Source organism: Nocardioides sp. LS1 (assembly GCF_003865225.1).
In the GTDB taxonomy this organism is placed as follows: Bacteria; Actinomycetota; Actinomycetes; order Propionibacteriales; family Nocardioidaceae; genus Nocardioides; species Nocardioides ginsengisegetis.
The window spans coordinates 1392194-1414870 of the sequence record NZ_BIFF01000002.1 but is presented as its reverse complement, the minus strand read 5'-3'; the positions used below and the strand labels follow the sequence as shown (position 1 = coordinate 1414870).

Genomic DNA, 22677 nt, shown 5'->3' with positions numbered 1-22677 from the left:
GGTATCTATCAAGGGGTGTGACGCGACCGACCCTTGCAACTAGTTGCATAGGTCCGGCACGATGTCCGCCATGGCCCTCGAACACGCCCTCCTCGTCGCGCTGCGCGAGCAGCCGGCGTCCGGGCTCGAGCTCGCCAAGCGCTTCGGTCGCTCGATCGGCTTCTTCTGGCACGCCACCCACCAGCAGATCTACAAGGTCCTGGCCCGGATGGACGCCGACGGCTGGGTCGAGGTCACCGAGGTGGCGCAGACCGGCAAGCCCGACAAGAAGGTGTACGCCGTCTCGCCGGCCGGCGAGCGCGTGCTCGCCGACTGGCTGGCCGCACCCACCCCGATGGAGCCGCTGCGCAGCGAGCTGGCCGTGAAGATGCGCGGGGCGTCGTACGCCGATCCCGGCGCGGTGCTCGAGGTCGTCCGCGCCAACCTGGCCGACCACCAGCTCCGGCTGGCGCACTACGAGCAGCTCGAGAAGCGCGACCACCCCCACCCCGAGACCCTGACCGGACCCGAGCTCGACCAGTACCTCGTCCTGCGCGGAGGCATCCGCACGGAGCGGTTCTGGGTCGAGTGGCTCACCGAGTACCTGGAGGCACACGAGCGATGAACTACCCCCACCTGCTCACCCCGATCACGCTGGGCAACCTCACGATCCGCAACCGGGTCGTGATGGGCTCGATGCACACCGGGCTCGAGGACAGCGTCCGCGACCTGCCCGCGCTGGCGGCGTACTTCGCCGAGCGCGCCCGCGGCGAGGTCGGCCTGATCGTGACCGGCGGCTACGCCCCCAACAAGCGCGGCTGGCTCAAGCCGCTCGCGTCCGAGCTGACCACCCGCCTGCAGGCGATGCGGCACCGCGAGGTCACCGGCGCGGTGCACGCCGAGGGCGGCGCGATCGCGCTGCAGGTGCTGCACGCCGGCCGCTACGGCTACCACCCATTGAGCGTGAGCGCGTCGAACAAGAAGTCGCCGATCACGCCGTTCCGCCCCAGCGCCCTGTCCACGAAGGCCGTCGACCGCACCGCGACCGACTTCGCGAAGACCGTCGCGCTCGCGGTGAAGGCGGGGTACGACGCCGTCGAGGTGATGGGGTCCGAGGGCTACCTCATCAACCAGTTCCTCGCCGCACGCACCAACGACCGCACCGACGAGTGGGGCGGCACCGCGCAGAAGCGGATGCGCTTCCCGCTCGAGGTCGTCCGGCGGGCGCGTGACCTGGTGGGTGACGACTTCCCGATCATGTACCGGATCTCGCTGCTCGACCTCGTCGAGGGCGGCCAGACCTGGGACGAGGTCGTGGAGCTCGCGCACGGTCTCGAGCAGGCCGGCGTCACCGTCCTCAACACCGGCATCGGCTGGCACGAGGCGCGCGTCCCCACGATCATCACCCAGGTCCCGCAGGGCGCCTGGCGCTCCGCGACCGCGCGGCTGAAGGCCGAGGTGTCGGTGCCGGTCTGCGCGTCCAACCGGATCAACAGCCCCGCGATGGCCGAGGAGATCCTCGCGTCGGGCGAGGCCGACCTGGTCTCGATGGCGCGGCCGCTGCTGGCCGACCCGGAGATCGTGGCCAAGGCGCGCGCCGGCCGGGCCGACGAGATCAACACCTGCATCGCCTGCAACCAGGCGTGCCTGGACCACGTGTTCAAGAACCAGAAGGCCTCCTGCCTGGTCAACCCGCGGGCCTGCCGCGAGACCACGCTGGTCCTGTCCCCCACCGTCCGGAAGAAGACCGTCGCCGTCGTCGGCGCCGGCCCCGCCGGGCTGTCGGCCGCGGTCTCGGCCGCCGAGCGCGGGCTGGCGGTCACGCTCTTCGAGAAGTCCGGGTCGGTCGGCGGCCAGTTCCGGCTCGCCATGGCCGTGCCGGGCAAGGAGGACTTCGCCGAGACGCTGCGCTACTACACCCGCCGCCTCGAGGTCCTCGGCGTCGACGTGCGGCTCGGCACCGAGGCGACGGCGGCCGACCTCGCGACGTACGACGAGGTGGTCGTGGCCACCGGCGTCCGGCCGCGGGTCCCGGAGCTGGTGGGGATCGACCACGACAAGGTGGTGTCGTACGCCGACGTCCTCTCCGGCGCCGTCGTGCCCGGGCGGCGCGTGGCCGTGATCGGCGCGGGCGGGATCGGCGTCGACGTCAGCCACTTCCTGACCCACGACCCCGCCGACGACCTCGACGACTGGATGGCGCACTGGGGCGTCGGCGACCCGTCGGTGCACCCCGGAGGCCTGACCGAGCGCAAGCCGCGCACCCCGGTCCGCGAGGTCACGCTCCTGCAGCGCAAGACCACGCCGATCGGCATCGGCCTGGGCAAGACCTCGGGCTGGGCACACCGCGCCGTGCTCAAGCAGTCGGGTGTCGTGCAGGTCAGCGGCGTCACCTACGACCGCGTCGACGACGACGGGCTGCACGTGACCGTCGACGGCGAGCCGCGCGTCCTCGACGTCGACCACGTCGTCCTCTGCGCCGGCCAGGAGTCCGTGCGCTGCCTCTACGACGAGGTGCTCACCGCCGGCTCGTCCGACGGTCGCGACCGCCGCGCACACCTGATCGGCGGGGCCGACTTCGCCGCCGAGCTGGACGCGAAGCGGGCGATCGAGCAGGGCACCCGGGTGGCGGCCGCGCTCTGAGGAGATTCGTCGGCTGGCTAGGGTCGCCGCATGATCGTCGACCTCACCGATGAACAGGCCCGCGAGGCCCTGCCCTGCAAGTGGGGCGCCGTCGAGCCGGGCGTGGTGCCGGCCTGGGTGGCGGAGATGGACTTCGCGCTGGCGGAGCCGGTCGTCGAGGCGGTCACGGACGCCGTACGCCGCGGCACGGCCGGCTACCCGCCGTTCGGCGACCTCGGGGTGGGCGCGGCGCTGACCGGGTTCGCCGACCGGCACTGGTCGTGGAGCCCGCCGGCCGACGCGAGCGTCGTGGTCGGCGACGTGATCGCCGGCATCCGGATCGCGCTCGAGGTGCTCTGCCCGCCGGGACCGGTCGTGGTGCCGCTGCCGTGCTATCCGCCGTTCCGCGACATCGTCACCCTCACCGGCCGCGAGCTCGTCCACGTCACGGTCGACCCGGACGCGGAGGACCAGGACGCCGCCGCGCTCGACCTCCGGCAGGTCGAGGACGCGTTCGCCGCCGGCGCCCGCACGCTGCTGCTCTGCAACCCGCACAACCCCCTCGGCCGGGTGCCGCGACGCGACGAGCTCGAGGACCTCGGCAGGCTCGCCCGGCAGTACGGCGCCCGCGTCGTCGCCGACGAGATCCACGGCCCGCTGGTCCTGCCGGGGGCGACGTTCACGCCCTACCTGGAGGTCGACCCCACCGGCATCCTCGTCACCAGCCACTCCAAGACGTTCAACACCGCCGGCCTGCACACCGCCCAGGTCGTGGTGCTCGACGAGGCCGAGCAGGCAGCCCTCCGGGCGATCCCGCTGCCCCAGAACCACGCCTACTCCCCGCTCGGGATGATCGCCGCCGTCACCGCGTGGACCGACTGCGACGACTGGCACGGCGCGCTCGTCACCCGGCTCGCCGAGCAGCGGACGCTCCTGACGGACCTGCTCGAGACGCACCTGCCCAAGGCGCGGATGCGGCCGCTGGAGGCGACGTACCTCCCGTGGGTCGACCTGCGCGACTACGGCCTCGACGACCCGGCGGCCGCCGGGCTGGAGCACGGCGTGCGGGTCGCGGCCGGGCAGGCCTACCAGCCCGGGCTGGCCGGGCACGTCCGCCTCAACACTGCGACCACACCGCTCCGGCTGGAGCAGATGGTCGAGCGCCTCGCCGCCGCCGTCGCGGGACGCCGTCCCTAGAGGTCGGCGGGGTCGAGCTCCAGCAGCCGCGAGGGCCGCAGGCCGTCCCACTTCGCCTGGATCCGGTCGGGGTCGAGGAAGAAGTCGACCGACGCCTCCCACGTGTGCCCGGAGTCGCCGCGACGGAAGACGTAGCCCAGTCCCTGGGTGCGGTAGAGCGACAGCCCCGCGCCGAGCACGTCGGAGAGCAGGGTCGCGTCGACGTACTTGCGGACCTGGCGGAAGCCGCCGAGGCTGCGCAGCGTCCCCTTCTCCATCATCATCGTGCCGCCGGCGACGAACTTGGCGTACATCTCCGAGGGGTCGTTGCGCCGGATCGTGAGGTCGCGCGGCTCGAGGTAGACGAACTCCGCGGGCGTGCCGACCAGGTCGGCGCCGCTGTAGGTGCGGGCGAGGAGCAGGTCGGCCACGAGGTCGGGGCCGTACCAGTCGTCGTCGTCCATCTTCAGCACCACGTCGCCCGAGGCCGCGTTGGTCGCGGCGGCGAGCACGTCGCCGAACATCGTGTCCGCCGACTGCGGCAGCAGCGTGAGCTGTTTGTCCTCGCCGAGGATCTTGCGGGCGTGGGCCTCGTCGACGTCGAAGCCGTGCGGCGCGAGGATGAGCTCGAGCCCGTCGAGGCCGCGCTGGCGCGCCACCTGGCGCAGCGCGAAGTCGAGGCGGTCGGGGCGCTTGGTGGCGAGCACGACCGAGACCGACGGCTGGCTGGCGACGCGTACGCCGACGGCCGCACCGATCCGGCTGCGCCAGCCGAACGACGCGAACTCCCGCAGCGCGGCACGCCGCTGGACGATGCTGTGCTCCTCGCGGGCCAGCCGGTCGGCGAGGTCGACCTCGGCGGTGATCGCCGCGGACACGGCCGGACCCAGCAGGTCGGTCGCCCACGTCGGGACCGTGGCGGAGACGAGCGGGACACCGGTCATGGCCAGGCCGGCGACGGCGCGGGCCAGGCCGCGGTCCTCGGTCTCGGGCCAGGTCAGCTCGACGCCGCGGGCCGGCCGCAGCGAGCGGACGAGCGCCTCGGTGGCGCCGCGGCCCAGCTCGACGCGGTGCGGCTGGCCGTCGATCACGAGCGAGGTGGCGCCGTCCTCCTGCACACCGAGGGTGGCGTTGGTGGCGTCGTCCTCGACCGGCCCGAAGCCGATCGGGTTGAGGATCCGCTCGTCGAGCGGGCCCAGCGCGAGCGGGCCGGACGTGTCGTCGACGACGACCGGGGCCCGGCCGAGCACGGGGTGCTCGGGCAGCACGATGTCGCGCGGCCCGTCGGTGAGCACCACGTCGGGCGGCACGTCGCGCTCGGGGTCGGCGGCGCTGAGCACCTCGTCGATGCGCACGGCGTTGACGTCGCCCGGGGGCGCGATCGCATCGCCGTGGACCGCGACGCGGAGGCCGCGGTTGCCGACGTCGTGCGGCACGGACTGGCGGGCGATCTCGGCGAGCGCGGCGTGCCCGGAGACCGGGTCGCCGAAGATCGCCATCGTCAGGGCCGCGGTGCGGCTGATGCGGCGCGCGTGCAGGTGGGTCATCACCGGCCAGTCGGAGCGCGGGTCGAGCGTGATCGCCCGGTCGGACTCGTCGAGCCACAGCGCGATCCGCTGCGAGCCGCGGGTCGGCGGCAACGCGGGGCAGGTGCGGCGCAGGGCGTCGCGGTCGGGCGCGACGAGCATGATCATCCCCCAGCGGCCCCCCTCCGGGACCTCGTGGGCCGGCAGCACCAGCAGGTCGCAGGCCTCGGGGAAGATCGGGCGGAGGTACTCCAGGTCGGGGTGCAGCATCACCAGGGCCGGCGCCGGGGAGTTGCGCACGAACTGGCGCAGTCGCTCGACGTGGGGGCTGCGGGCCAGGATGGCGTCGGTCAGCTCGCCGGTGCCGCCCGGCAGGTCCTTGATCTTGGCCTCGCGGCGACCACCGCCCTGACCGCGCTGGGCCGGGGTGTCGTCATCGTCGTCGCCGTCGTCATCGGCGTCAGCTGCGGCCTGGTCGGCGGCCTTCACGGCCGACGCGGCGGCGGCCTGCGTCGCCTGCACGGACTCCGCGGCGGACCGGGAGATCCCGCCCGCGCCGCGCCCGCGGCGTACGAGCGGTCGCTCGGCCTCGGGCAGCCAGGTGTCGGTGACGTGGTCGACGACGTGGACGCCCGGGGGCGCGACGATCCGGACCAGCCCGGGCACGGCGTTGGCGCGGCCCTCGCGGATGGCCTGGTCGACCTCCCACTCGCGCTGCTTGCGCGGCGCGCGCGCCTTGCCGAAGTCGGTGTCGGTCCAGTGGGCGAACTCGTCCTGGTCGAGCCACTTCAGCTCCACGCACAGGCCGTCGTTGAGCACGATCCGCTCGGAGGTCTCGGGGAACTCCCGCACCTCCCACTCGAAGGCCTTCACGAACGTGAACTCCGGGCCCATGGGATAGACCCACGGCTCGAGGAACTTCATGCCGAGGTCGATCCACGCCTCGGACTCGTTGACGACCGTGAGCGGGTGGCGCGGCACGGCCACGACGGCCTGGGAGTTCTCCAGCTGCCAGCTCAGGTCGGACAGCGCGGCGACGCCCTCGCGGGTCAGCACCATGTCGCCGTCCCACTTCATGGAGTAGGCGGTCTTCACGTGCGAGAACGACCAGTTGTAGAAGTGCGTCAGCGAGTGCACCGAGTCGGCCGGCGTGCGCAGGTGCTCCGCGCCGGCGCGGCTGACGTTGAAGGGGTACGTCGCGAGCGTGAACCGGTCCTCGGCGCCGACCGATCGGGCCACCTCGAGCGCCACCTCGCCGGTGCCGTCGTCGGACATGTTGTCGACGAGGACGACGTGCTGGACCGCCTCGAGCATCGGCGGCAGCACCCACGGGAGGTTGCGGGCCTCGTTGCGGACCCGGAAGACGCAGGTCAGGCCGGGCTTGAGCGGCCCCTCCTGCCAGGGCCAGACGACGTCGAAGCCCTCGTGGCCCTCGCGGTTGGGGATGTCGGCGGTGATCTCGGCGGCCACGCGGTCAGCGCTCCTTGCCCAGGGCCTTGCGGGCCCCGCGGCGGACGCTGGCGGGGATCATCGCGCGCACCTTGTGCGGGACGACGTCGACCCGGCTCGGCTCCGGCTCGGGCGGCTTGGGCCCGCCATTACCCGGACCGCCCGGACCACCGGGGCCACCGCCGGCGGCGCGGCGTACGGCGGCGACCGTCGACTGGGTGACCGCCTCGGCCTCCTCGTAGAACTCCGAGTAGGCGGCGCGCAGCTCGTCGAGCGTGGCGTGCACCTCGGGGATGTCGCCGTCCTCGTCGGCCAGGCGGCTGAGCGCCTGGGAGGACTCCTCGGCGATCTCCTGCAGGCGGGCCGGCACCTCCATGTCGTCCCACGTCAGCTGCACGCGGCGCAGCGAGGGGTCGATGAACTGGTGGACCGCGCGGATGTCGTTGGCCGACGCCCGCTGGACGGCGTCGAGGTGCAGCCGCTCGCCGAGCTGGAAGACCGGGACCGTCCAGTCCGTCAGCAGGTCGTGGTATCGGACGAAGGCCCGCGTCGAGCCGCGGGTGGCGCGCTCGGTGTGCAGCATCATGTTGACCCACGCGGCGGTCCGGTTGACCTCGCCGAAGCGGGAGTTGTAGTGCCGCTGCTTGCTGCCGACGACCTCGGTCACCGGACGCAGCATGGTGATGTACGTCGGCTCGGCACCGGCCCGGATCGCGGCGGCGCGCCACAGGCCCATGAACCACGCCAGCCGCGGGTCCTTGATGACGAGGGCGTCGCCGCCCTCCTCGAACTGCTGCTCCAGCCAGGTGTGCAGGCGGTCGCGCAGCGGGTCGACGGTGGCGAGCTTGCCGGCCTCGAGCCAGGCGCCGGGTCGGGCGTCGGAGACGGCCACGTTGCTGCGCTTGAGCAGCTCGTCGTGGAGGTCCACGACCCACTGCGGCTCGCCGAAGCCCTTGGGGTTGGTCTCGTCGGGGGTCACCTCGGGCTGGGGCACGTGCATCCCGAGCGTCTGGAGGATCCCCGACATCGTGCTGGTGCCGCTGCGGCCGGAGCCGACGACGAACACGATGCGACGGGAGGATGCGGGGGCTGGCTGCCGGGACGCGGGGCGGTCCGCCGAGGGGCTCGACATGGCGGTCAGCCTACGGCAACGCCGGGGCCGCCCCGTGTGGTGCAGGCTGGGCCCTGCCAGCACCCCCGGGAGAGGAGTCGAGCGATGCCCAGCGCCGCCGAAGATGCCGCGATCGCGCTCGTCGTGGAGTCGCGTCTCTTCGACCCCGACTGGTACGCCGCGCAGGCCGGGCGCACCTTCGGCTCCCGCGCCGAGGCGGCCGTCCACTGGGTGACCGAGCAGGACGCGGAGCTCTCGCCGCACCCGCTCTTCGAGCCGCGCTGGATCTACCCCGGCGGGAAGTGGCGCAAGAAGGCACCCGACCCGCTGAGCTTCTACCTCGGCTCGCCGCACGAGCGGACCCGCTCGCCACATCCGCTCGTGGACATCGAGGAGACCGGCCCGCTCGAGGAGTGGCTGGCCGACCACGACCCGGCCGAGCTGCTCCCCGACCTGCCGCGGTCCCCGGTCGCCGACGTCGTCGTCCGCGTCGAGGTGGCCGACCCGGCACGCGCCGTCGGCTGGGCCCGGCACCTCGCCCGCTTCCATCCCGACGCCACCGCGCTGCTCGTCACCGACGGGGTGGCCGCGACACGAGTGCTGCGGTCGGTCGCGGGCGGGCTGCCGTCGGTGCGGGTCGTCGCGCCGACCGAGCTTGTCCCGGCGCCCGTCGTCGTCGACGTCCGGCCGTCGGTCAACGCCCCGCGCTGGCCCTGGCTCGACGACCTCGTCGCCGCGCTGGACCGCGACGGGGTCGCGGCCGCCCAGCCCCTGCTGCTCGCGCCCGACTTCACGGTCGCGGCCGCGGGGGCGGCGTACACCTCCAAGGGCGTTGCCCCGCTGCTGGCGGGGCACCCGACCGGCGACGCCGAACGGCTCGACGGCCTCGCGCTGCCCGCGCCCTGGCCGGGCGTCCTCGCCCGCCGCGAGGGTGCCGACGGCGACACGGTCCTCGTGGCGTCCAGCCGGGTCGTCCAGCCGCGCGAGGACGGGCCGCCGTCCGAGCAGGCGACCGCCGCCCGGGTGTCCTCGACCCAGCAACTGCTGGGTCGTGCCGGGTACGACGCTTCCGGCGAGCCGATCCGGGTGGTCGAGGGACGCCCCGCCCTGCGCTGGGCGCTCGACATCGCCGCCCCGGCCGGCATCGGCGGGCACTGGGGCGACCTGCACTTCGCCCGGTCCCTGGGCGACGCGCTGGGCCGGCTCGGCCAGTGGGTCACCGTCGACCACCCCGAGACCCGCGGCCGCGCGTCACGCAGCACCGACGACGTGGTGCTGACGATCCGCGGCCTCGACGCCGTGACCCCGCAGCCCGGCCCGGTCAACCTGCTGTGGGTGATCAGCCACCCCGAGGACGTCACGGCGGCCGAGTGCGCGGCGTACGACGTCGCGTTCGCCGCCGGCACCGCGTGGGCCGCGCACCGCAGCCGCGAGTGGGGCCTTCCGATCACCCCGCTCCTCCAGTGCACCGACCCGACCCGCTTCCACCCGGGCCTCGCCGACCCCGACACGGGCCCCCGGCTCCTGTTCGTCGGCGGCTCGCGCGGCGTCCTGCGCCCCGTCGTCGCGGCGGCCCGCGAGACCGGCGCCGACCTCACGCTCTACGGCACCGGCTGGGCCGAGTGGTGGCCCGACGTCGCTGGCACGTCGGTGCCCAACGAGGAGCTCGGCCGGCTGTACGCCGGCGCCGGGCTGGTGCTCAACGACCACTGGGAGGACATGCGGACCGAGGGGTTCGTCTCCAACCGCGTCTTCGACGCGCTGGCCTGCGGGGCCCGGCTGCTCAGCGACGACGTGGCGGGGCTGAGCGACGTGGTGGGCGATTCGGTGCCGGTCTTCCGCGACGTCGACGACTTCCGGCGGCTCGCCACCGGCGACTTCGAGCGGCACTACCCCGATGCGGACGCACGCCTGGCCACCGCGCACCGGGTGGTGGCCGAGCACTCCTTCGACGCCCGCGCCGCCACGCTGCTCGACGCGGCGCTGCGGCAGCGCGCCGCCCGCTCGTAGACTCCCCCGCGTGAGCACCGACCTGCCGATGGACATCCCGCTTCCGCCCGGCCCGCTGCGCATGGGCGGCGCGCACTTCAAGAAGGACCAGGACTTCATCGAGGCCGGGATCCGCGACGTGCGGATGCTGCGTCGTACGGCGGGCCTGACCCGCCGCAAGACGCTGCTCGACTGGGGCTGCGGCGCGGGCCGCCTCGCCGTCGGCGTCAAGCACCTGCTCGGCCACGTGGCCGACTACCACGGCGTCGACGTCCAGCCCGAGCTGCTCAACTGGGCACGGGACCACCTCAGCGACGAGCACACGCGCTTCACGCTGGTGGACCAGAAGAACGCGCGCTACAACCCCGACGGCGACGAGACCTACGACATCCCGGCGGAGCCGGGCAGCGTCGACGTCCTCTACTCCTACTCGGTGTTCTCCCACATGCTCACCGAGGACATCGCCGGCTACGGCCGCACGATCGCCAGGATCCTGTCGCCCGAGGGCCGCGCGTGGATGACCGCGTTCGTCGAGGAGGACGTCCCCGACTGCGTCGAGAACCCCACCGACTACCTCAAGCTGGACTGGAAGGGCGCGCTGCACTGCGTGCGCTTCGACCGCCGCTTCTTCGAGGCGACGCTCTGGGACGCCGGGCTCGCCGTCGAGCAGTACGTCCACGGACGCGAGACCGACGGGCAGTCGATGTACGTCCTGCGGCGTCGATGAGGGACCTGTCCTACCTGTTCGTCATGACCTACGGCCGGTCGGGCTCCACCCTGCTCTCCGGCCTGCTGAACGCCCAGCCGGGCTGGCTCATCCGGGGCGAGAACCACGACGCCGTGCACCACCTCTACGACTTCCACCGGGCGATGGAGCGGGCCAGCGAGGCCGGCCCTACCGATGCCCTCCGGATGCGCACGCACCCGTGGTTCGGCGCCGCCGACTACCCGCGCCGCAAGGCGCTGGCCAAGACCCGCCGGCTCGTCCTCGACACGGTGCTGCGGCCCAAGGAGGACACCCGGGTCACCGGCTTCAAGGAGATCCGCTGGTACCAGCCGGACCTCCCGGAGTACGTCGCGTGGCTGCGTGAGGTCTTCCCCGGAGCCCGGTTCCTGGTCAACACCCGTGACCACGCCGACGTCCTCAAGAGCAAGTGGTGGGCCGACGGCGACAAGTCCGACCAGCTCGCCGGCATCGAGCGGCGGATCCTCGACGTCGCCGACGACCTCGGCGACGCGGCGTACCGCGTCCACTACGACGAGTACGTCGCCGACCCGTCGACGCTCGCCGGCATGTACGCCTGGCTCGGCGAGCCCTACGACGAGCAGCAGGTCCGCGCGACGATGGCCGTGCGGCACTCCACCTGATCGAGCACACTCGACGCATGACGTCCCAGGGCCGCGTGCGCGAGTGGCACCGCGACGACGGGTGGGGCGTCATCGACTCCGCGGCCACCCCCGGCGGCTGCTGGGCGCACTTCGGCGTGGTGCGGGTCCGTGGCTACCGCACGCTCGACGCCGGGCAGGACGTGGAGTTCACCTTCGAGACCGCCGACCAGGACGGCTACGCGTTCAGCGCCACCGCCGTGTGGCCCGCAGGCGCGGACCCGTCCCCGCCGGAGGAGTCGACAGAGCCCTCCGAGGCCTACCGCAGCTCGCTCAGGCTGGAGTTCGACGACACCCAAGCGGCCGACTGACGCAGGGCCTGGTGCGCCGCCGTCGGGTGCGGGTGGCCGCGCCTACGGCGCGGTTCAGAGAATTACGTGGTCACCGCGGGGCTCGCACGAGGTGCCTCCGGGCCCTGCTTGCCGGCTTTCGGTCGCCCGGCTCGACCGTCGTGATCAAGGTTCACAGAATTGGTCGTACGTCGGCCTATGTCCGCCTGGTGAAGGCGACCTTCCCGCCGGCCTGTTTGGTCATCGTGAACTTCGGGTCATGGGCCCGGGCGTGGTGGTGCGGGCAGAGCAGCATCCCGTCTTTGTTGGTCTCCCCGTCCTGGCTCCAGGGGATCGGGTGGTGCCCGTGACACAGGCCCGGCGGCCAGTCACACCCTTCGGCGTTGCAGCCGCCCTGCTCGATGGCCATCGCGATCCGCTGGGACTCGCTGTGGAAGCGACGCTTGCGTCCCAGGTCGAGCACCTGGGACTTCCCACCCAGGACGGCCGGGATGATCCCCGCCTCGCACGCGAGCCTCCTGGCTTGCCCGGCGGTGATCCGCTCACCGGTGTCCAACGACGCCGCCTTCAACCCACCCATCAACGTCGAGATGTCCATCGTGACCACGACCGTGGCGGAGACGCCGCCGGCCTTGGGGAGCAACTTGGTCGGGTAGCGCTCGATCAGCTCGCAGAACGCCTGCCCCCTCCGCTCCGCCGACGGACGACGTTCCCCAACTGAAGCGTCGACCGCGGCGCGGTGCTTGGGCGCGGCGAACGCCAGCAGCGCCTTCTTCAACATCGCGGCCTGCGCGGACGGCAACGTGAACCGTCCGTGCACCTTGCCGTGCCCGTCATCGGTCATCGTCAGCTTGGTCGACCGGGCGGCGTCGCGTTCCTCGTCCTCGAGCTGCTTCGCCTCATGCGCCTCGGCGGCCTCGGGGTCCAGGAAGTCCAGGATCCGCCGGCCCAGCACCTTCAACGCCTGCGCGTCGTGCTCGGCGGCGAACTTGATCAGCATCGCCTCGGCTTCATCGCGGTGCTCGGCCGGGAGCACCTCGACGGCGTCGACGATCACCCGCGCCTGATCGACCAGCACATCGCCCGCGGCGACCGCCGTCCGCAGCGCCAGCCGCGCCGCGAGCGCGACGGCGAGCCGCATCTTCCCGTGCGCCGCGGTCCGGGTCTGGTGGGTGGCGTGCGCCCAGAAGTTCGAGGTCGAGGTCGCCCCGACCGACTCACCGACGCCGACGGTCCTGGCGTGCTCGGCGACCCGCATCTCGATCTCCTGCGCCCGGGCGACCATCCGGGTGGCCTCAGCCAACGTGGCGGCTGTCTCCTCGGCCGACATCGACCACAGCGAGGAATCGGAGACCTCGTCGAACTGTGAATGGACAGCGGCAACAGCGCGCGACACCTGGTGGCTAGGCGGCTGCTGGACCATCGCTGTCATGGATCAATTCCAGCAGGGACCACCGACAAAACCGCAGGCCAGAGCCCCTATTTCGACCAGAGAAAGGTAAAGAATGAAGAGAAATCTTGAACCCTGATCACAGCGGTCGAGCCAAGTGACCGAAAGCCGGGAAGCAGGGCCCGGAGGCACCTCGTGCGAACCCTGCGGCGACCACGGAAATCAAAGTAAATACGCGCCGAAGGCGCGAGGTCCCGCACCCAACGTCGGCGCGCAAGCCCGCACATCCGGCAGTTGCGCCGACTCGGCTACCCGACCGACTTGGTCTGCGCCGCGATCGTGTCGGCGTACCACTGGAACGAGCGCTTCGGCGTGCGCTTCTGCGTCTCGTAGTCGACGTGGACCAGCCCGAACCGCTGCGTGAACCCCTCGGCCCACTCGAAGTTGTCGAGCAACGACCACGTGTAGTAGCCGCGCACGTCGACGCCGCGCTGGACGGCGGTTGCGACGGCGCGCAGGTGGGCGTCGAGGTAGTCGATGCGGGGCTGGTCGTCCACCACACCATCGGCGTCGGGACCCATGCCGTAGGAGCAGCCGGACTCGGTGATCATGATCGGCGGCAGGGCGGCCCGGAAGCGGGCGCGGAAGGTGATCAGCCACTCGCGCAGCGCGTCGGGGACGACCGGCCAGCCGAAGTCGGTGGTCGGGTAGCCGAGCAGCTCACCCAGGAGGAACGGCATCTCGGAGTCCTCCGGGGCCGCCGCGACCTTCATGGGGTTGTAGTAGTTGACGCCGTAGAAGTCGAGGGGCTGCCGGATCGTGGCCATGTCGCCGGGCTCGATGTTGTTCGCGAGCAACGGCTGGAGGTCTGCCGGGTAGCGCCCGAGCAGCATCGGCTCGAGGAACATGCCGTTCCAGATCGCGTCGAAGAGCTTGGTCGCCCCGACGTCCTCGGGCAGGTCGCTGGCCGGCCACATCGGGGCGTGGTTGTTGGCGCAGCCGATGCTCGTGGCGCCGGCGGCACGCAGCGCGATCGCGGCGCGTCCGTGGCCGAGGAGCAGGTGGTGGGCGACAGGCAGGGCGTCGAACATCAGGGTCCGGCCCGGCGCGTGCACCCCGGTCGCATAGCCCATCATCGTGACGACGTTGGGCTCGTTGATCGGGATCCAGTGCTCGACCCGGTCGGCGTAGCGCTCCCCGACGATGCTGGCGAAGTCGGCGAAGCGGTCGATGGTGGCTCGGTTGATCCAGCCGCCGTCGTCCTCGAGGGCCAGCGGCAGGTCCCAGTGGTAGAGCGTGACCATCGGCTGCACGCCCGCGTCGAGGAGCGTGTCGATCAGCCGGTCGTAGAAGTCCAGGCCCTTCTCGTTGGGCCTGCCGGCGCCCGTGGGCTGGATCCTCGGCCAGGACAGCGAGAAGCGGTAGCCGCCGACACCGAGCTGTTTCATCAGCGCGACGTCCTCGGCGTACCGGTGGTAGTGGTCGCAGGCCACCTCGCCCGTGGACCCGTCCTTGATCCGTCCGGGCTGCGCGGCGAAGGCGTCCCAGATGCTGGGGCCCTTGCCGTCCTCGTGGGCGGCGCCCTCGATCTGGTACGCCGCGGTGCTGGTGCCGAAGCGGAAGCCGGGAGGGAGCTCGGGGTGGCTCTCGGGGTGAGGCGGGGGCACGCGACAATCATGCCCGTGACTGTTGAGATCCGTCGGGCTACCCAGCGATTCCGTACCCGAGATCGGGGACGGGACACCCGCCACTCGTTCGCCTTCGGCGAGCACTACGACCCCGAGAACCTGGGCTTCGGCGCCCTGGTCTGCCACGACGAGCACCTGCTCGGCCCGGGGGTGGGCTTCCCCGAGCACCGGCACTCCGACCTCGAGATCGTCACCTGGGTCCTCGACGGCGCGGTCGAGCACACCGACTCCACCGGCGCGGCCACGCTCGTGCGCCCCGGGATGGTGCAGGTGCAGTCGGCCGGCACGGGCATCACGCACGCCGAGGTGGCCGCGACCGGCGTCGGGCCGACCCGCTTCGTCCAGGCCTGGCTGCGCCCCGAGACGTCGGGCGGCGAGCCGTCCTACGACGTGCATGAGGTGGCGCTGGTGTCCGGCGAGCTGGTCGAGGCGGCGGCCGTCGCCGGCGGACGCTTCCTGGTCGCCAGGCTCGCAGCCGGCGACACGCTGACCCTCCCGGACGACCCGCTGCAGCACGTCTACATCGGCAAGGGCGCGCTGATCCGCTCGTCGCTGGCCGAGCCGCTGTCGCAGGGCGACGCGTTCCGGTTCACCGACGTGCCCGGGGTCGAGGTGACCGCGGCCGTGCCGACCGAGCTGCTCGTCTGGACGTTCCCCGGATAGGACGTTCTCCGGATGGACGTCAGGCGATGACGGCCAGCGCCCCCGGCAGCACCTCGACGGTCGCCGGCTGGTCGGTCAACCCCGGCAGGTGACCCAGCGGCTCGCCGTCACCGCCGACGGGGATCGGCGTGCGGGCGCGGCCGCGGATCTCGACGCGGCGGCCGGTGAGGATGGTGACCTCGGGCCGGTCGACGTGCGCGCCGTCGTACACGGTCGGCAGCGAGCGCATCAGCTCGAGCTTGGACGCGGCCTCGATCACGACCACGTCGAGGATGCCGTCCTCGACGGAGGCGGACGGCGCGATCTTCATGCCCTTGCCGTAGTAGGCGGAGTTGGCGACGACGACGGTGGCGGCGGAGTACTCCCGCTCGACGCCGTCGACGCTGACGCGGTAGCGGCCGGGCTGGTAGGCCGCGAGCGAGCGCAGGGCGGCGTAGGGGTACTGCAGCTTCCGCGGCAGCCAGTGCGCCCGGTCGACGATCTCCGAGGCCCGGGCGTCCACGCCGGAGTAGACCGAGCCCGCGACCAGCCGCGGCTCGGCGCCGGGGAGGGTGAGGGCGAGCAGGTCCACGCGGCGTACGTCGCCCTCGAGCAGCAACCGTGCCTGCGCGTCGGGGGCGTCGGGCAGCCCGAGCATCCTCGCGAAGTCGTTGCCGCGACCGGCCGGAAGCACGGCCAGGGTGCCGCCGCCCGTGGAGACGGCGCCGGCCAGCGAGGAGAGCATCCCGTCGCCGCCGACCGAGACGACCACGTCGCCGCGCTCGATGGCTGCGGTGACGATGGCGCCCATCGCCCGAGGGCCGGGCGAGTAGGTGACGTCGACGGTCGAGCCGGCCTCGCGGAGCAGCCGCGCGACGGGCACGACGGCGTCCGGGGCGGCCCCGCCGCCGGACGCGGGGTTGACCAGGAAGGTGAACGAGCGGGTCTGGAGGCTCACGGGATCAGGACCCCCGGGTTGAGGATGCCGGTCGGGTCGAGCTCGGCCTTGACCGCGCGCAGCACCTGCACGCCCACCGGTCCGATCTCCTGGGCCAGCCACGGCTTGTGGTCCGTGCCGACGGCGTGGTGGTGGGTGATCGTCGCGCCCGCCGCGATCATCGCGTCGCTGGCCGCGACCTTGGCGGCCTGCCACTGGGCGAGCGGCTCCTCGGCCTCCTTGGTGGCGACGGTGAAGTAGAGCGAGCAACCGGTCTCGTAGACGTGCGAGATGTGGCAGAGCACGATCGTGCCGGCGCCGAGCGAGGTCTCGAGGGCGGACTTCACGCTGGTGTAGAGGGTGTCCATGTTGGACCAGAACGTCGCGGTCTCCAGCGTCTCGACCAGGACGCCGACGTCGAGCATGGAGTCGCGGAGGTAGGGCGCGTTGAAGCGGCCGTGCGCCCAGGCCTCGCCCGGGCCCTCGCCCAGGGCGGTGCCGCCCAGCCCATCCAGGACAGCCGTGACGGCGGCGCGCTTGGCGTCGACCGCGGCCTGCTCGCCCTCGTAGCCGGTGATCATCAGGCACCCGCCGGCGGCCTCGCCGCCGATCTCCTCGGGGCGGGCAAGGTTGATCGCGGTCTCGGACTCGTCGGAGAGCCGGATGACCGTGGGCAACATGCCGGTCTGCGCGAGGGTCCGCATCGCGGCGGCCCCCTCGGCGAAGGAGGCCCAGCGCCAGCCCTCGTAGAGCTTGACCTCCGGCAGCTTCCGGACCCGGACGGTGACGGCGGTGATCACGCCGAAGGCGCCCTCGGAGCCCAGCAGCAGCTGGCGCAGGTCAGGGCCGGCCGCGTTGGCGGGCGCCGAGCCGAGGGTCAGGTCACCGGTGGGGGTGGCCACGGTCAGGCCCACGACGAGCGCGTCGAAGCGGCCGTAGCCGGCGCTGGACTGGCCCGAGGAGCGGGTCGCGGCGAAGCCGCCGATCGAGGCGTACTCGAACGACTGCGGGTAGTGGCCCAGGGTCAGGCCGTGCTCGGCGAGCAGCGCCTCGGCCTCGGGTCCGCGCAGGCCGGGCTCGAGGGTGGCGGTCATCGAGACGGGGTCGACCGCCAGCAGCGACTTCATCCGGACCAGGTCGAGCGAGACGAGCCCGGCGTAGCCGTCGCGGCGCGCGGCCAGGCCACCCGTGACCGACGTACCGCCGCCGAAGGGGACGACGGCCACGTGGTGCTGCACGGCCCAGGCCAGCACGGCCACGACGTCGGCGTGGCCGCCGGGGCGCACGACCGCGTCGGGGGCGTCGGACAGGTCGCCGGTGCGGGCGCGGATCAGATCGGGGGTCGACTTGCCGCGGGTGCGGAGCCGGCGGGTCTCGTCGTCGGTGAGGACGTGCTCGGCCCCGACGACGTCGCGCAGCCCGTCGAGCAGGGACGGCTCGATCGCCGGAGCGGGCAGCGCCGGGGACTCCAGCGCGGGCCGCTCGTCGACGCCGAAGGCCATCTCGACCAGGCCGCGCGCCGACTCGGGCAGGGCGGCCGCGCGGTCCGGGCTGCCCCAGCGCTGGGGGTGCATCTCGGTCTGCTCGAAGGGCAGCCCCGGGGCTGCTGCGGGGGAGGTCGTCGAGTCCGTCATGTGTTACAGTGTGACATATGACGTCACTTCGTCACAACAGCGGATCGGAGAGCGATCCCCGCGACGCCTACCTCGACGCCGCCCGCGCCTGCATCCTCGACGTCGGCTGGCGTCGTACGACGCTCACCGAGGTCGCGCGCCGGGCCGGCGTCTCGCGGATGACGATCTACCGCTCGTGGTCGGACATGCAGCAGCTGCTCGGCGACCTGATGACGCGCGAGTGGTCCGGCGTGGTGACCGCGATCGTGGCCGACGAGGACGCTTCCGCGTCGCCCGTCGACCGGCTGGTCTCCGACATCGTCGGGACGGTCCGCACGCTCCGCGAGAACGAGCTGTTCCTCCGGATCGTGGAGCTCGACCCCGAGCTGCTGCTCCCCTACCTGCTCGCGCGCCGCGGCCGCTCGCAGGACGCGATCCTCGCGCTCACGACCGAGGCGATCCGGGCCGGCCAGGCCGAGGGCCGGATGCGCGGCGGCAACCCCGTCGCGATCGCCCGCGGCCTGCTGCTGGCCGCCCACGGCTTCGTCCTCTCCGCCCACACCATGGTCGACGGCGACGCCTCCGAGGACGAGCTGGACGCCGAGCTCACCACCCTGCTGACCCGGAGCCTCACGCCATGACCGGACCCGCCACCCTCATCACCCCCGGGCTCGCCGACGCCCCCACCGACGTCGACCTCGTCGTCATCGGCCTGGGCATCACCGGCGTCGGGGTCGCGCTCGACGCGGTCACCCGCGGCCTGACCGTGCTGGCCGTGGACGCCCACGACCTGGCCTTCGGCACGTCGCGCTGGTCGAGCAAGATGGTCCACGGCGGGCTCCGCTACCTCGCCCAGGGGCAGGTCGGCGTCGCCCACGAGAGCGCCGTCGAGCGCGGCATCCTCATGGAGGTCACCGCCCCGCACCTCTCCCACGCGATGCCGATGCTGGTGCCCCTCAACTCCAGCGTGACGACGTTCCAGGCCGCCGTCACCCGTGCCGGCCTGATCGCGGGCGACGTGCTCCGCCGCGGCGCGCGCACCTCGGCCGAGACCCTCCCCCGGCCCCGCCGCGTCTCGGCCACCGAGGCGCTCGCCCTGGCGCCGCCGCTGCGCCCGTCCGGCCTCCGCGGCGGCCTGCTGTCCTGGGACGGCCAGCTCGAGGACGACGCCCGCCTCGTCACGACCATCGCCCGCACCGCCGCCCAGCACGGCGCGCACGTCCGCACCCGCGCCCGCGTCCTGTCCGCCACCGGCAGCCAGGTGCACCTGCGCGACGAGCTGACCGGCGCCACGTCCACCGTCACCGCCCGGGCGGTCGTCAACGCCACCGGCGTCTGGGCCGGCGAGCTGGTGGAGGAGGTCACCCTCCGCCCCAGCCGCGGCACCCACCTCGTGCTCCGCGCCGAGAGCCTCCCCGGCCTCCAAGTGAGCGTCTTCGCCCCGGTCCCCGGCTCGACCAGCCGCTTCGTGCTGGTCCTGCCCCAGCCCGACGGGACGGTGTACGTCGGCCTCACCGACGAGCCGACCGACGGCGACATCCCCGACGTGCCCGAGCCCACCGAGCCCGAGATCGGCTTCCTCCTCGACGTCGTGTCGGCCGCGTTCGCCCGGCCGTTGCGCCGCGACGACGTGGTCGGCGCCTTCGCCGGCCTGCGCCCGCTCATCGACGCCGGCGACGGCTCGACCGCCGACCTGTCCCGGCAGCACGCCGTCCTGACCTCGGCCTCCGGCGTCGTCACGATCGTCGGCGGCAAGCTCACGACCTACCGCCAGATGGCCGAGGACGCCGTCGACGCCGCGGTCGCCCAGGGCCACCTCGGGGCGGGCCCCTGCCGCACCCGCAACCTGCCGATCAGCGGCGCCGACACCCGCGCCCGGCTCGCGCTGCTCGAGCAGCCGGCCCGGCTCGTGCGCCGCTACGGCACCGACGCCGAGCTGGTCCTCGCCAACGCCCGGGAGGTCACCGGGCTCCCCGACGAGGAGCTGCTGGCCCCGGTCAGCGACCGGGTGCCGGTCACCCTGGCCGAGCTGGTCTTCGGCGTCACCCACGAGGGTGCGGCCGACGTCGACGACCTGCTCGACCGGCGCACCCGCGTGGGCCTGGTCCCCGAGGACCGGGCCACCGCGCTGCCCGCCGCCGTACGCGCCCTGGAGCTGGTCGAGGAGCACCGCGCCGGGCACCGATGAGTCCGGCCCGTTCCGCTGGTCTGTCCCACGAGGCAGACTGGACGAGGACGAGGGAGCGACCATGACCGCGGGCACGAGCACCACCAGCACCACCACCAGCACCACCACCAGCACGGACGAGCTGCAGGACTTCCCCACGCTGACGGCGCGCTACCAGCGTGAGCTGCTCGCGCACTGCTACCGGATGAGCGGCTCGGTCCACGAGGCCGAGGACCTCGTCCAGGAGACCTTCCTGCGGGCGTGGAAGGCCTCGGCCGACTTCCAGGGCCGGTCCTCGGTCCGCACCTGGCTGTACCGGATCGCCACCAACGTCTGCCTCACTAACCTCGAGGGCCGACCCCGCCGCCCGCTCCCGACCGGCCTCGGCACCGCCGACGCGCTGCCCGGCGACGAGCTCCGGGAGAACGGCGAGATCGCCTGGCTGGAGCCGGTCCCCGACGCCGCCGTCGTGGTCGCCGAGCGCGACTCGATCCGGCTCGCCTTCGTGGCCGCGCTCCAGCACCTGCCCGCCCGCCAGCGGGCGGTGCTGATCCTGCGCGACGTGCTCCGCTGGACCGCCGCCGAGGTCGCCGAGGCCCTCGACACCACCGTCGCCGCGGTCAACTCCGCGCTGCAGCGCGCCCACGCCCAGCTCGCCGCCCGCGGACTCACCGAGGACACCGTCCAGCCCGACCTCACCCCCGAGCAGCGCGAGCTGCTGGACCGCTACGTCGAGGCCTTCTGGCGCAAGGACGTCGACACGATCGTCTCGATGCTGACCGCCGAGGCGGTCTGGGAGATGCCTCCGTTCACGAGCTGGTACGTCGGCCCCGACCACATCGGCGACCTGATCGGCAACCACTGCCCGGGCGGCAGCTTCGACATGCCGATGCTGGAGACGTCCGCCAACGGCCAGCCGGCGTTCGGCCTCTACATGCGCACGCCCGAGGGCGACTTCGCGCCGTTCCAGCTCCAGGTGCTCGAGCTCGACGACACCCGCGTCCGGCACGTCAGCGCCTTCTTCGACACCAGCCTGTTCGCCACCTTCGGCCTCCCCGCCCGGCTGCCGGCCGACTTCCGGGACGCCGCGGACCACCGGTGACCCCGCGGCTCGAGGCCGCGGTCGAGCTGCTCGGGCGGTCCCTCGTCTACACGCGCGGGGCGCTCGAGGGCGTGGGCCCCGACCTCCTCGACCGGCCCACGCCCTGCTCGGCCTGGACCCTGGACCAGCTGCTCAGGCACATGGAGGACGCCCTCGACGCGTTCACCGAGGCCGCGGGCGGCGCGGTCTCCGTCCGGCGTCCCGCGAGCCCCGTGCCCCGGGTCTCGACCCTGCAGGACAAGGCCTGCGCGCTCCTGGGCGCCTGGTCGCACGCGGCGCGGGCCACGGGGTCCGACGTGGTCGTCGGCGACGTCGGGGTCGCCAGCGAGGTGCTCGTGTCCACCGCCGCCCTCGAGATCACCGTCCACGGCTGGGACGTCGCCCAGGCCACGGGACGCCGTACGCCGATCCCCGCCGATCTCGCCGCCGACCTGTTGCCGGTTGCGCACCGGGTGGTCGACCCGACCGACCGCGGCCTGCGCTTCGACCGGGCCCGGGCCGCCGCGGACGACGCGGGGGCCGACGTCCACCTGCTGGAGTTCCTGGGCCGACACCTATCTGGTCCAGCTCGGCAAAATCGCGACGGAACGAGCCCGCATCCGGACGCCGCTTCCTAACCTTCGAACATGCAGGCCCCGGACGCGACCGAGACCGACGCCACCCGCGTCACCGCGGTCATCGGGCTGGCCCGGGCCGGGCAGGTCACCGAGGCCCTGGCCGAGCTGGACGCGCTCCGGGCGTCCGGACCGCTGCCACCCCGCGAGCAGGTCATGCTGCTGGCCATCGGCCTGGAGTGCCGGCTCGCCCGCGGGGACGTCGGGGACGCGCTGGCGCTCGGGGAGGAGCTCGGGGACTTCCTCGAGGCGACCGGCCCGGTCGGGGCCATCGCCCACCACGCGCGGGGCGAGCTGGCGTCGGCGCTCAACGAGCTCGAGTCCGCCCTGCACCACTTCGAGGAGGCGGGTCGCCGGATCGGGCCGGACGACGACGACCCCGAGGTGCTGCCGTGGCGGGCCGGCCTGGCGCTGGCGTCCCTCCGGCTCGGACGGCGCCGGGACGCCGCCGAGCTGGCCCTGGAGCACCTCGGGCAGACCCGCCCGTCGGGGTCGGCGTACGCCCGGGCGCAGGCGCTGCGGACCCTGGCCACCGCCGACGCCGCCGGCGACCGGGTGGCGCTGCTGCGCGAGGCCCGCGCCGTGATCGACGGCACCGGTGCGCGGCGGCTCGGCGCCCAGATCGACACCGACCTGGCGGGTCTCCTGCTCCTGCAGGGCAACACCCACGAGGCCGAGGCGCTGGCACTGCTCCGCTCCGCCGAGGAGTACGCCGGACGGCAGGAGCTGTGGCCGCTCCAGGGTCGCGTGCGTCGGCTCCTCGAGCGCCTCGGCGAGACGCCGCGCCGCGTGCAGGGCGAGGCGCTCGCCGCGCTCACCATGTCCGAGCGGAAGGTCGCCCGGCTGGCCGCCCAGGGGCTGACCAACCGGCAGATCGCCGAGGAGCTCGTGGTCACCGTGAAGGCGGTGGAGTGGCATCTCTCCCACGTCTACCGCAAGCTCGGGATCCGCTCCCGGACCCGGCTCGCGGCCACGCTCGGCAGCCTCGGCTGACCG

The 22677-nt window shown here is 73.3% G+C and carries 19 protein-coding genes; 13 read left to right on the top strand and 6 right to left on the bottom strand.

Annotation, left to right across the window (positions count from 1 at the left end; all coding sequences use genetic code 11):
• Positions 1 to 70: 70 nt before the first annotated feature.
• Genes EJF31_RS11585 through EJF31_RS11575 form a run of 3 tightly spaced genes read left to right on the top strand, consistent with a single transcriptional unit; the run spans position 71 to position 3798 of the window.
• Positions 71 to 604 (top strand): PadR family transcriptional regulator, encoded by a 534-nt coding sequence (locus EJF31_RS11585; RefSeq protein WP_125037181.1) that lies wholly within the window; start codon positions 71 to 73, stop codon positions 602 to 604.
• Positions 601 to 2622 carry an FAD-dependent oxidoreductase gene (locus EJF31_RS11580; RefSeq protein WP_125037180.1) on the top strand — a complete coding sequence of 674 codons (2022 nt, stop codon included), beginning with the start codon at positions 601 to 603 and terminating at the stop codon, positions 2620 to 2622. Before EJF31_RS11585 ends, EJF31_RS11580 begins: the two co-directional genes overlap by 4 nt.
• 30 nt (positions 2623 to 2652) lie before the next feature.
• A complete protein-coding gene (locus EJF31_RS11575; protein ID WP_125037179.1) occupies positions 2653 to 3798 on the top strand; it encodes a MalY/PatB family protein in 1146 nt (381 codons plus the stop codon).
• Here EJF31_RS11575 and EJF31_RS21855 read toward each other — a convergent pair.
• Together EJF31_RS21855 and EJF31_RS11565 are read right to left on the bottom strand one after the other, a co-directional pair.
• Positions 3795 to 6773 carry a glycosyltransferase gene (locus tag EJF31_RS21855; protein WP_185736217.1) on the bottom strand — a complete coding sequence of 993 codons (2979 nt, stop codon included), beginning with the start codon at positions 6771 to 6773 and terminating at the stop codon, positions 3795 to 3797. The genes EJF31_RS11575 and EJF31_RS21855 overlap by 4 nt on opposite strands.
• Before the next feature lie 4 nt (positions 6774 to 6777).
• Positions 6778 to 7884, bottom strand: a complete 1107-nt coding sequence (locus EJF31_RS11565) for a sulfotransferase family protein (RefSeq protein WP_125037178.1) — start codon at positions 7882 to 7884, stop codon at positions 6778 to 6780.
• An 84-nt stretch (positions 7885 to 7968) separates the two neighbouring features.
• On the opposite strand from EJF31_RS11565, the gene EJF31_RS11560 reads away from it, so the two are divergent.
• Genes EJF31_RS11560 through EJF31_RS11545 form a run of 4 tightly spaced genes read left to right on the top strand, consistent with a single transcriptional unit; the run spans position 7969 to position 11549 of the window.
• Positions 7969 to 9873 carry a glycosyltransferase gene (locus tag EJF31_RS11560; protein WP_125037177.1) on the top strand — a complete coding sequence of 635 codons (1905 nt, stop codon included), beginning with the start codon at positions 7969 to 7971 and terminating at the stop codon, positions 9871 to 9873.
• Between the two features lie 10 nt (positions 9874 to 9883).
• The gene (locus EJF31_RS11555; RefSeq protein ID WP_185736216.1) at positions 9884 to 10579 is read left to right on the top strand and encodes a class I SAM-dependent methyltransferase; all 696 of its coding nucleotides are present in this window, start codon (positions 9884 to 9886) and stop codon (positions 10577 to 10579) included.
• Positions 10576 to 11220, top strand: a complete 645-nt coding sequence (locus EJF31_RS11550; protein WP_125037175.1) for a sulfotransferase — start codon at positions 10576 to 10578, stop codon at positions 11218 to 11220. The genes EJF31_RS11555 and EJF31_RS11550 overlap by 4 nt, the downstream gene beginning before the upstream one ends.
• Positions 11221 to 11237: 17 nt before the next feature.
• Positions 11238 to 11549, top strand: coding sequence for a cold shock domain-containing protein (locus EJF31_RS11545; RefSeq protein WP_125037174.1), 312 nt, complete (start codon positions 11238 to 11240; stop codon positions 11547 to 11549).
• A 175-nt stretch (positions 11550 to 11724) separates the two neighbouring features.
• Here the strand turns inward: EJF31_RS11545 and EJF31_RS11540 are convergent, their stop codons facing one another.
• Positions 11725 to 12960 (bottom strand): HNH endonuclease signature motif containing protein, encoded by a 1236-nt coding sequence (locus EJF31_RS11540; RefSeq protein WP_125037173.1) that lies wholly within the window; start codon positions 12958 to 12960, stop codon positions 11725 to 11727.
• 266 nt (positions 12961 to 13226) lie between these two features.
• Positions 13227 to 14585: a GH1 family beta-glucosidase gene (locus EJF31_RS11535; protein ID WP_125037172.1), complete on the bottom strand. Its 1359-nt coding sequence runs from the start codon at positions 14583 to 14585 to the stop codon at positions 13227 to 13229.
• A 15-nt stretch (positions 14586 to 14600) separates the two neighbouring features.
• Here EJF31_RS11535 and EJF31_RS11530 point away from each other — a divergent pair, with 15 nt between their 5' ends.
• Entirely contained in the window at positions 14601 to 15269 is a 669-nt protein-coding gene (locus tag EJF31_RS11530) for a pirin family protein (protein WP_185736215.1), read from the top strand.
• A gap of 19 nt (positions 15270 to 15288) precedes the next feature.
• Here the strand turns inward: EJF31_RS11530 and EJF31_RS11525 are convergent, their stop codons facing one another.
• Together EJF31_RS11525 and EJF31_RS11520 are read right to left on the bottom strand one after the other, a co-directional pair.
• Positions 15289 to 16206 carry a diacylglycerol kinase family protein gene (locus EJF31_RS11525; RefSeq protein WP_125037170.1) on the bottom strand — a complete coding sequence of 306 codons (918 nt, stop codon included), beginning with the start codon at positions 16204 to 16206 and terminating at the stop codon, positions 15289 to 15291.
• On the bottom strand, positions 16203 to 17819 hold the full coding sequence (locus EJF31_RS11520; protein WP_260430786.1) for an FAD-binding oxidoreductase: 1617 nt from the start codon (positions 17817 to 17819) through the stop codon (positions 16203 to 16205). The genes EJF31_RS11525 and EJF31_RS11520 overlap by 4 nt, the downstream gene beginning before the upstream one ends.
• Before the next feature lie 17 nt (positions 17820 to 17836).
• Here EJF31_RS11520 and EJF31_RS11515 point away from each other — a divergent pair, with 17 nt between their 5' ends.
• The 5 genes from EJF31_RS11515 to EJF31_RS11495 all read left to right on the top strand — a co-directional run bounded on the left by EJF31_RS11515 (position 17837) and on the right by EJF31_RS11495 (position 22674).
• Positions 17837 to 18439: a TetR/AcrR family transcriptional regulator gene (locus tag EJF31_RS11515; protein WP_125037169.1), complete on the top strand. Its 603-nt coding sequence runs from the start codon at positions 17837 to 17839 to the stop codon at positions 18437 to 18439.
• Positions 18436 to 19986 carry a glycerol-3-phosphate dehydrogenase/oxidase gene (locus EJF31_RS11510; protein ID WP_125037168.1) on the top strand — a complete coding sequence of 517 codons (1551 nt, stop codon included), beginning with the start codon at positions 18436 to 18438 and terminating at the stop codon, positions 19984 to 19986. The genes EJF31_RS11515 and EJF31_RS11510 overlap by 4 nt, the downstream gene beginning before the upstream one ends.
• A 61-nt stretch (positions 19987 to 20047) precedes the next feature.
• A complete protein-coding gene (locus tag EJF31_RS11505; protein ID WP_125037167.1) occupies positions 20048 to 21067 on the top strand; it encodes a sigma-70 family RNA polymerase sigma factor in 1020 nt (339 codons plus the stop codon).
• Complete coding sequence (locus tag EJF31_RS11500) at positions 21064 to 21684, top strand: TIGR03086 family metal-binding protein (protein WP_125037166.1); 621 nt, start codon at positions 21064 to 21066, stop codon at positions 21682 to 21684. The genes EJF31_RS11505 and EJF31_RS11500 overlap by 4 nt, the downstream gene beginning before the upstream one ends.
• A gap of 9 nt (positions 21685 to 21693) precedes the next feature.
• Entirely contained in the window at positions 21694 to 22674 is a 981-nt protein-coding gene (locus EJF31_RS11495) for a LuxR family transcriptional regulator (protein ID WP_125037165.1), read from the top strand.
• Positions 22675 to 22677: the final 3 nt, after the last annotated feature.

Excerpts from the sequence above, each read along its gene's own strand:
- EJF31_RS11585 (WP_125037181.1), top strand. The coding sequence starts at position 71 with ATGGCCCTCGAACACGCCCTCCTCGTCGCGCTGCGCGAGCAGCCGGCG.
- EJF31_RS11580 (WP_125037180.1), top strand. The coding sequence starts at position 601 with ATGAACTACCCCCACCTGCTCACCCCGATCACGCTGGGCAACCTCACG.
- EJF31_RS11575 (WP_125037179.1), top strand. The coding sequence starts at position 2,653 with ATGATCGTCGACCTCACCGATGAACAGGCCCGCGAGGCCCTGCCCTGC.
- EJF31_RS11565 (WP_125037178.1), bottom strand. The coding sequence starts at position 7,884 with ATGTCGAGCCCCTCGGCGGACCGCCCCGCGTCCCGGCAGCCAGCCCCC.
- EJF31_RS11560 (WP_125037177.1), top strand. The coding sequence starts at position 7,969 with ATGCCCAGCGCCGCCGAAGATGCCGCGATCGCGCTCGTCGTGGAGTCG.
- EJF31_RS11550 (WP_125037175.1), top strand. The coding sequence starts at position 10,576 with ATGAGGGACCTGTCCTACCTGTTCGTCATGACCTACGGCCGGTCGGGC.
- EJF31_RS11545 (WP_125037174.1), top strand. The coding sequence starts at position 11,238 with ATGACGTCCCAGGGCCGCGTGCGCGAGTGGCACCGCGACGACGGGTGG.
- EJF31_RS11540 (WP_125037173.1), bottom strand. The coding sequence starts at position 12,960 with ATGACAGCGATGGTCCAGCAGCCGCCTAGCCACCAGGTGTCGCGCGCT.
- EJF31_RS11520 (WP_260430786.1), bottom strand. The coding sequence starts at position 17,819 with ATGACGGACTCGACGACCTCCCCCGCAGCAGCCCCGGGGCTGCCCTTC.
- EJF31_RS11515 (WP_125037169.1), top strand. The coding sequence starts at position 17,837 with ATGACGTCACTTCGTCACAACAGCGGATCGGAGAGCGATCCCCGCGAC.
- EJF31_RS11510 (WP_125037168.1), top strand. The coding sequence starts at position 18,436 with ATGACCGGACCCGCCACCCTCATCACCCCCGGGCTCGCCGACGCCCCC.
- EJF31_RS11505 (WP_125037167.1), top strand. The coding sequence starts at position 20,048 with ATGACCGCGGGCACGAGCACCACCAGCACCACCACCAGCACCACCACC.
- EJF31_RS11495 (WP_125037165.1), top strand. The coding sequence starts at position 21,694 with ATGCAGGCCCCGGACGCGACCGAGACCGACGCCACCCGCGTCACCGCG.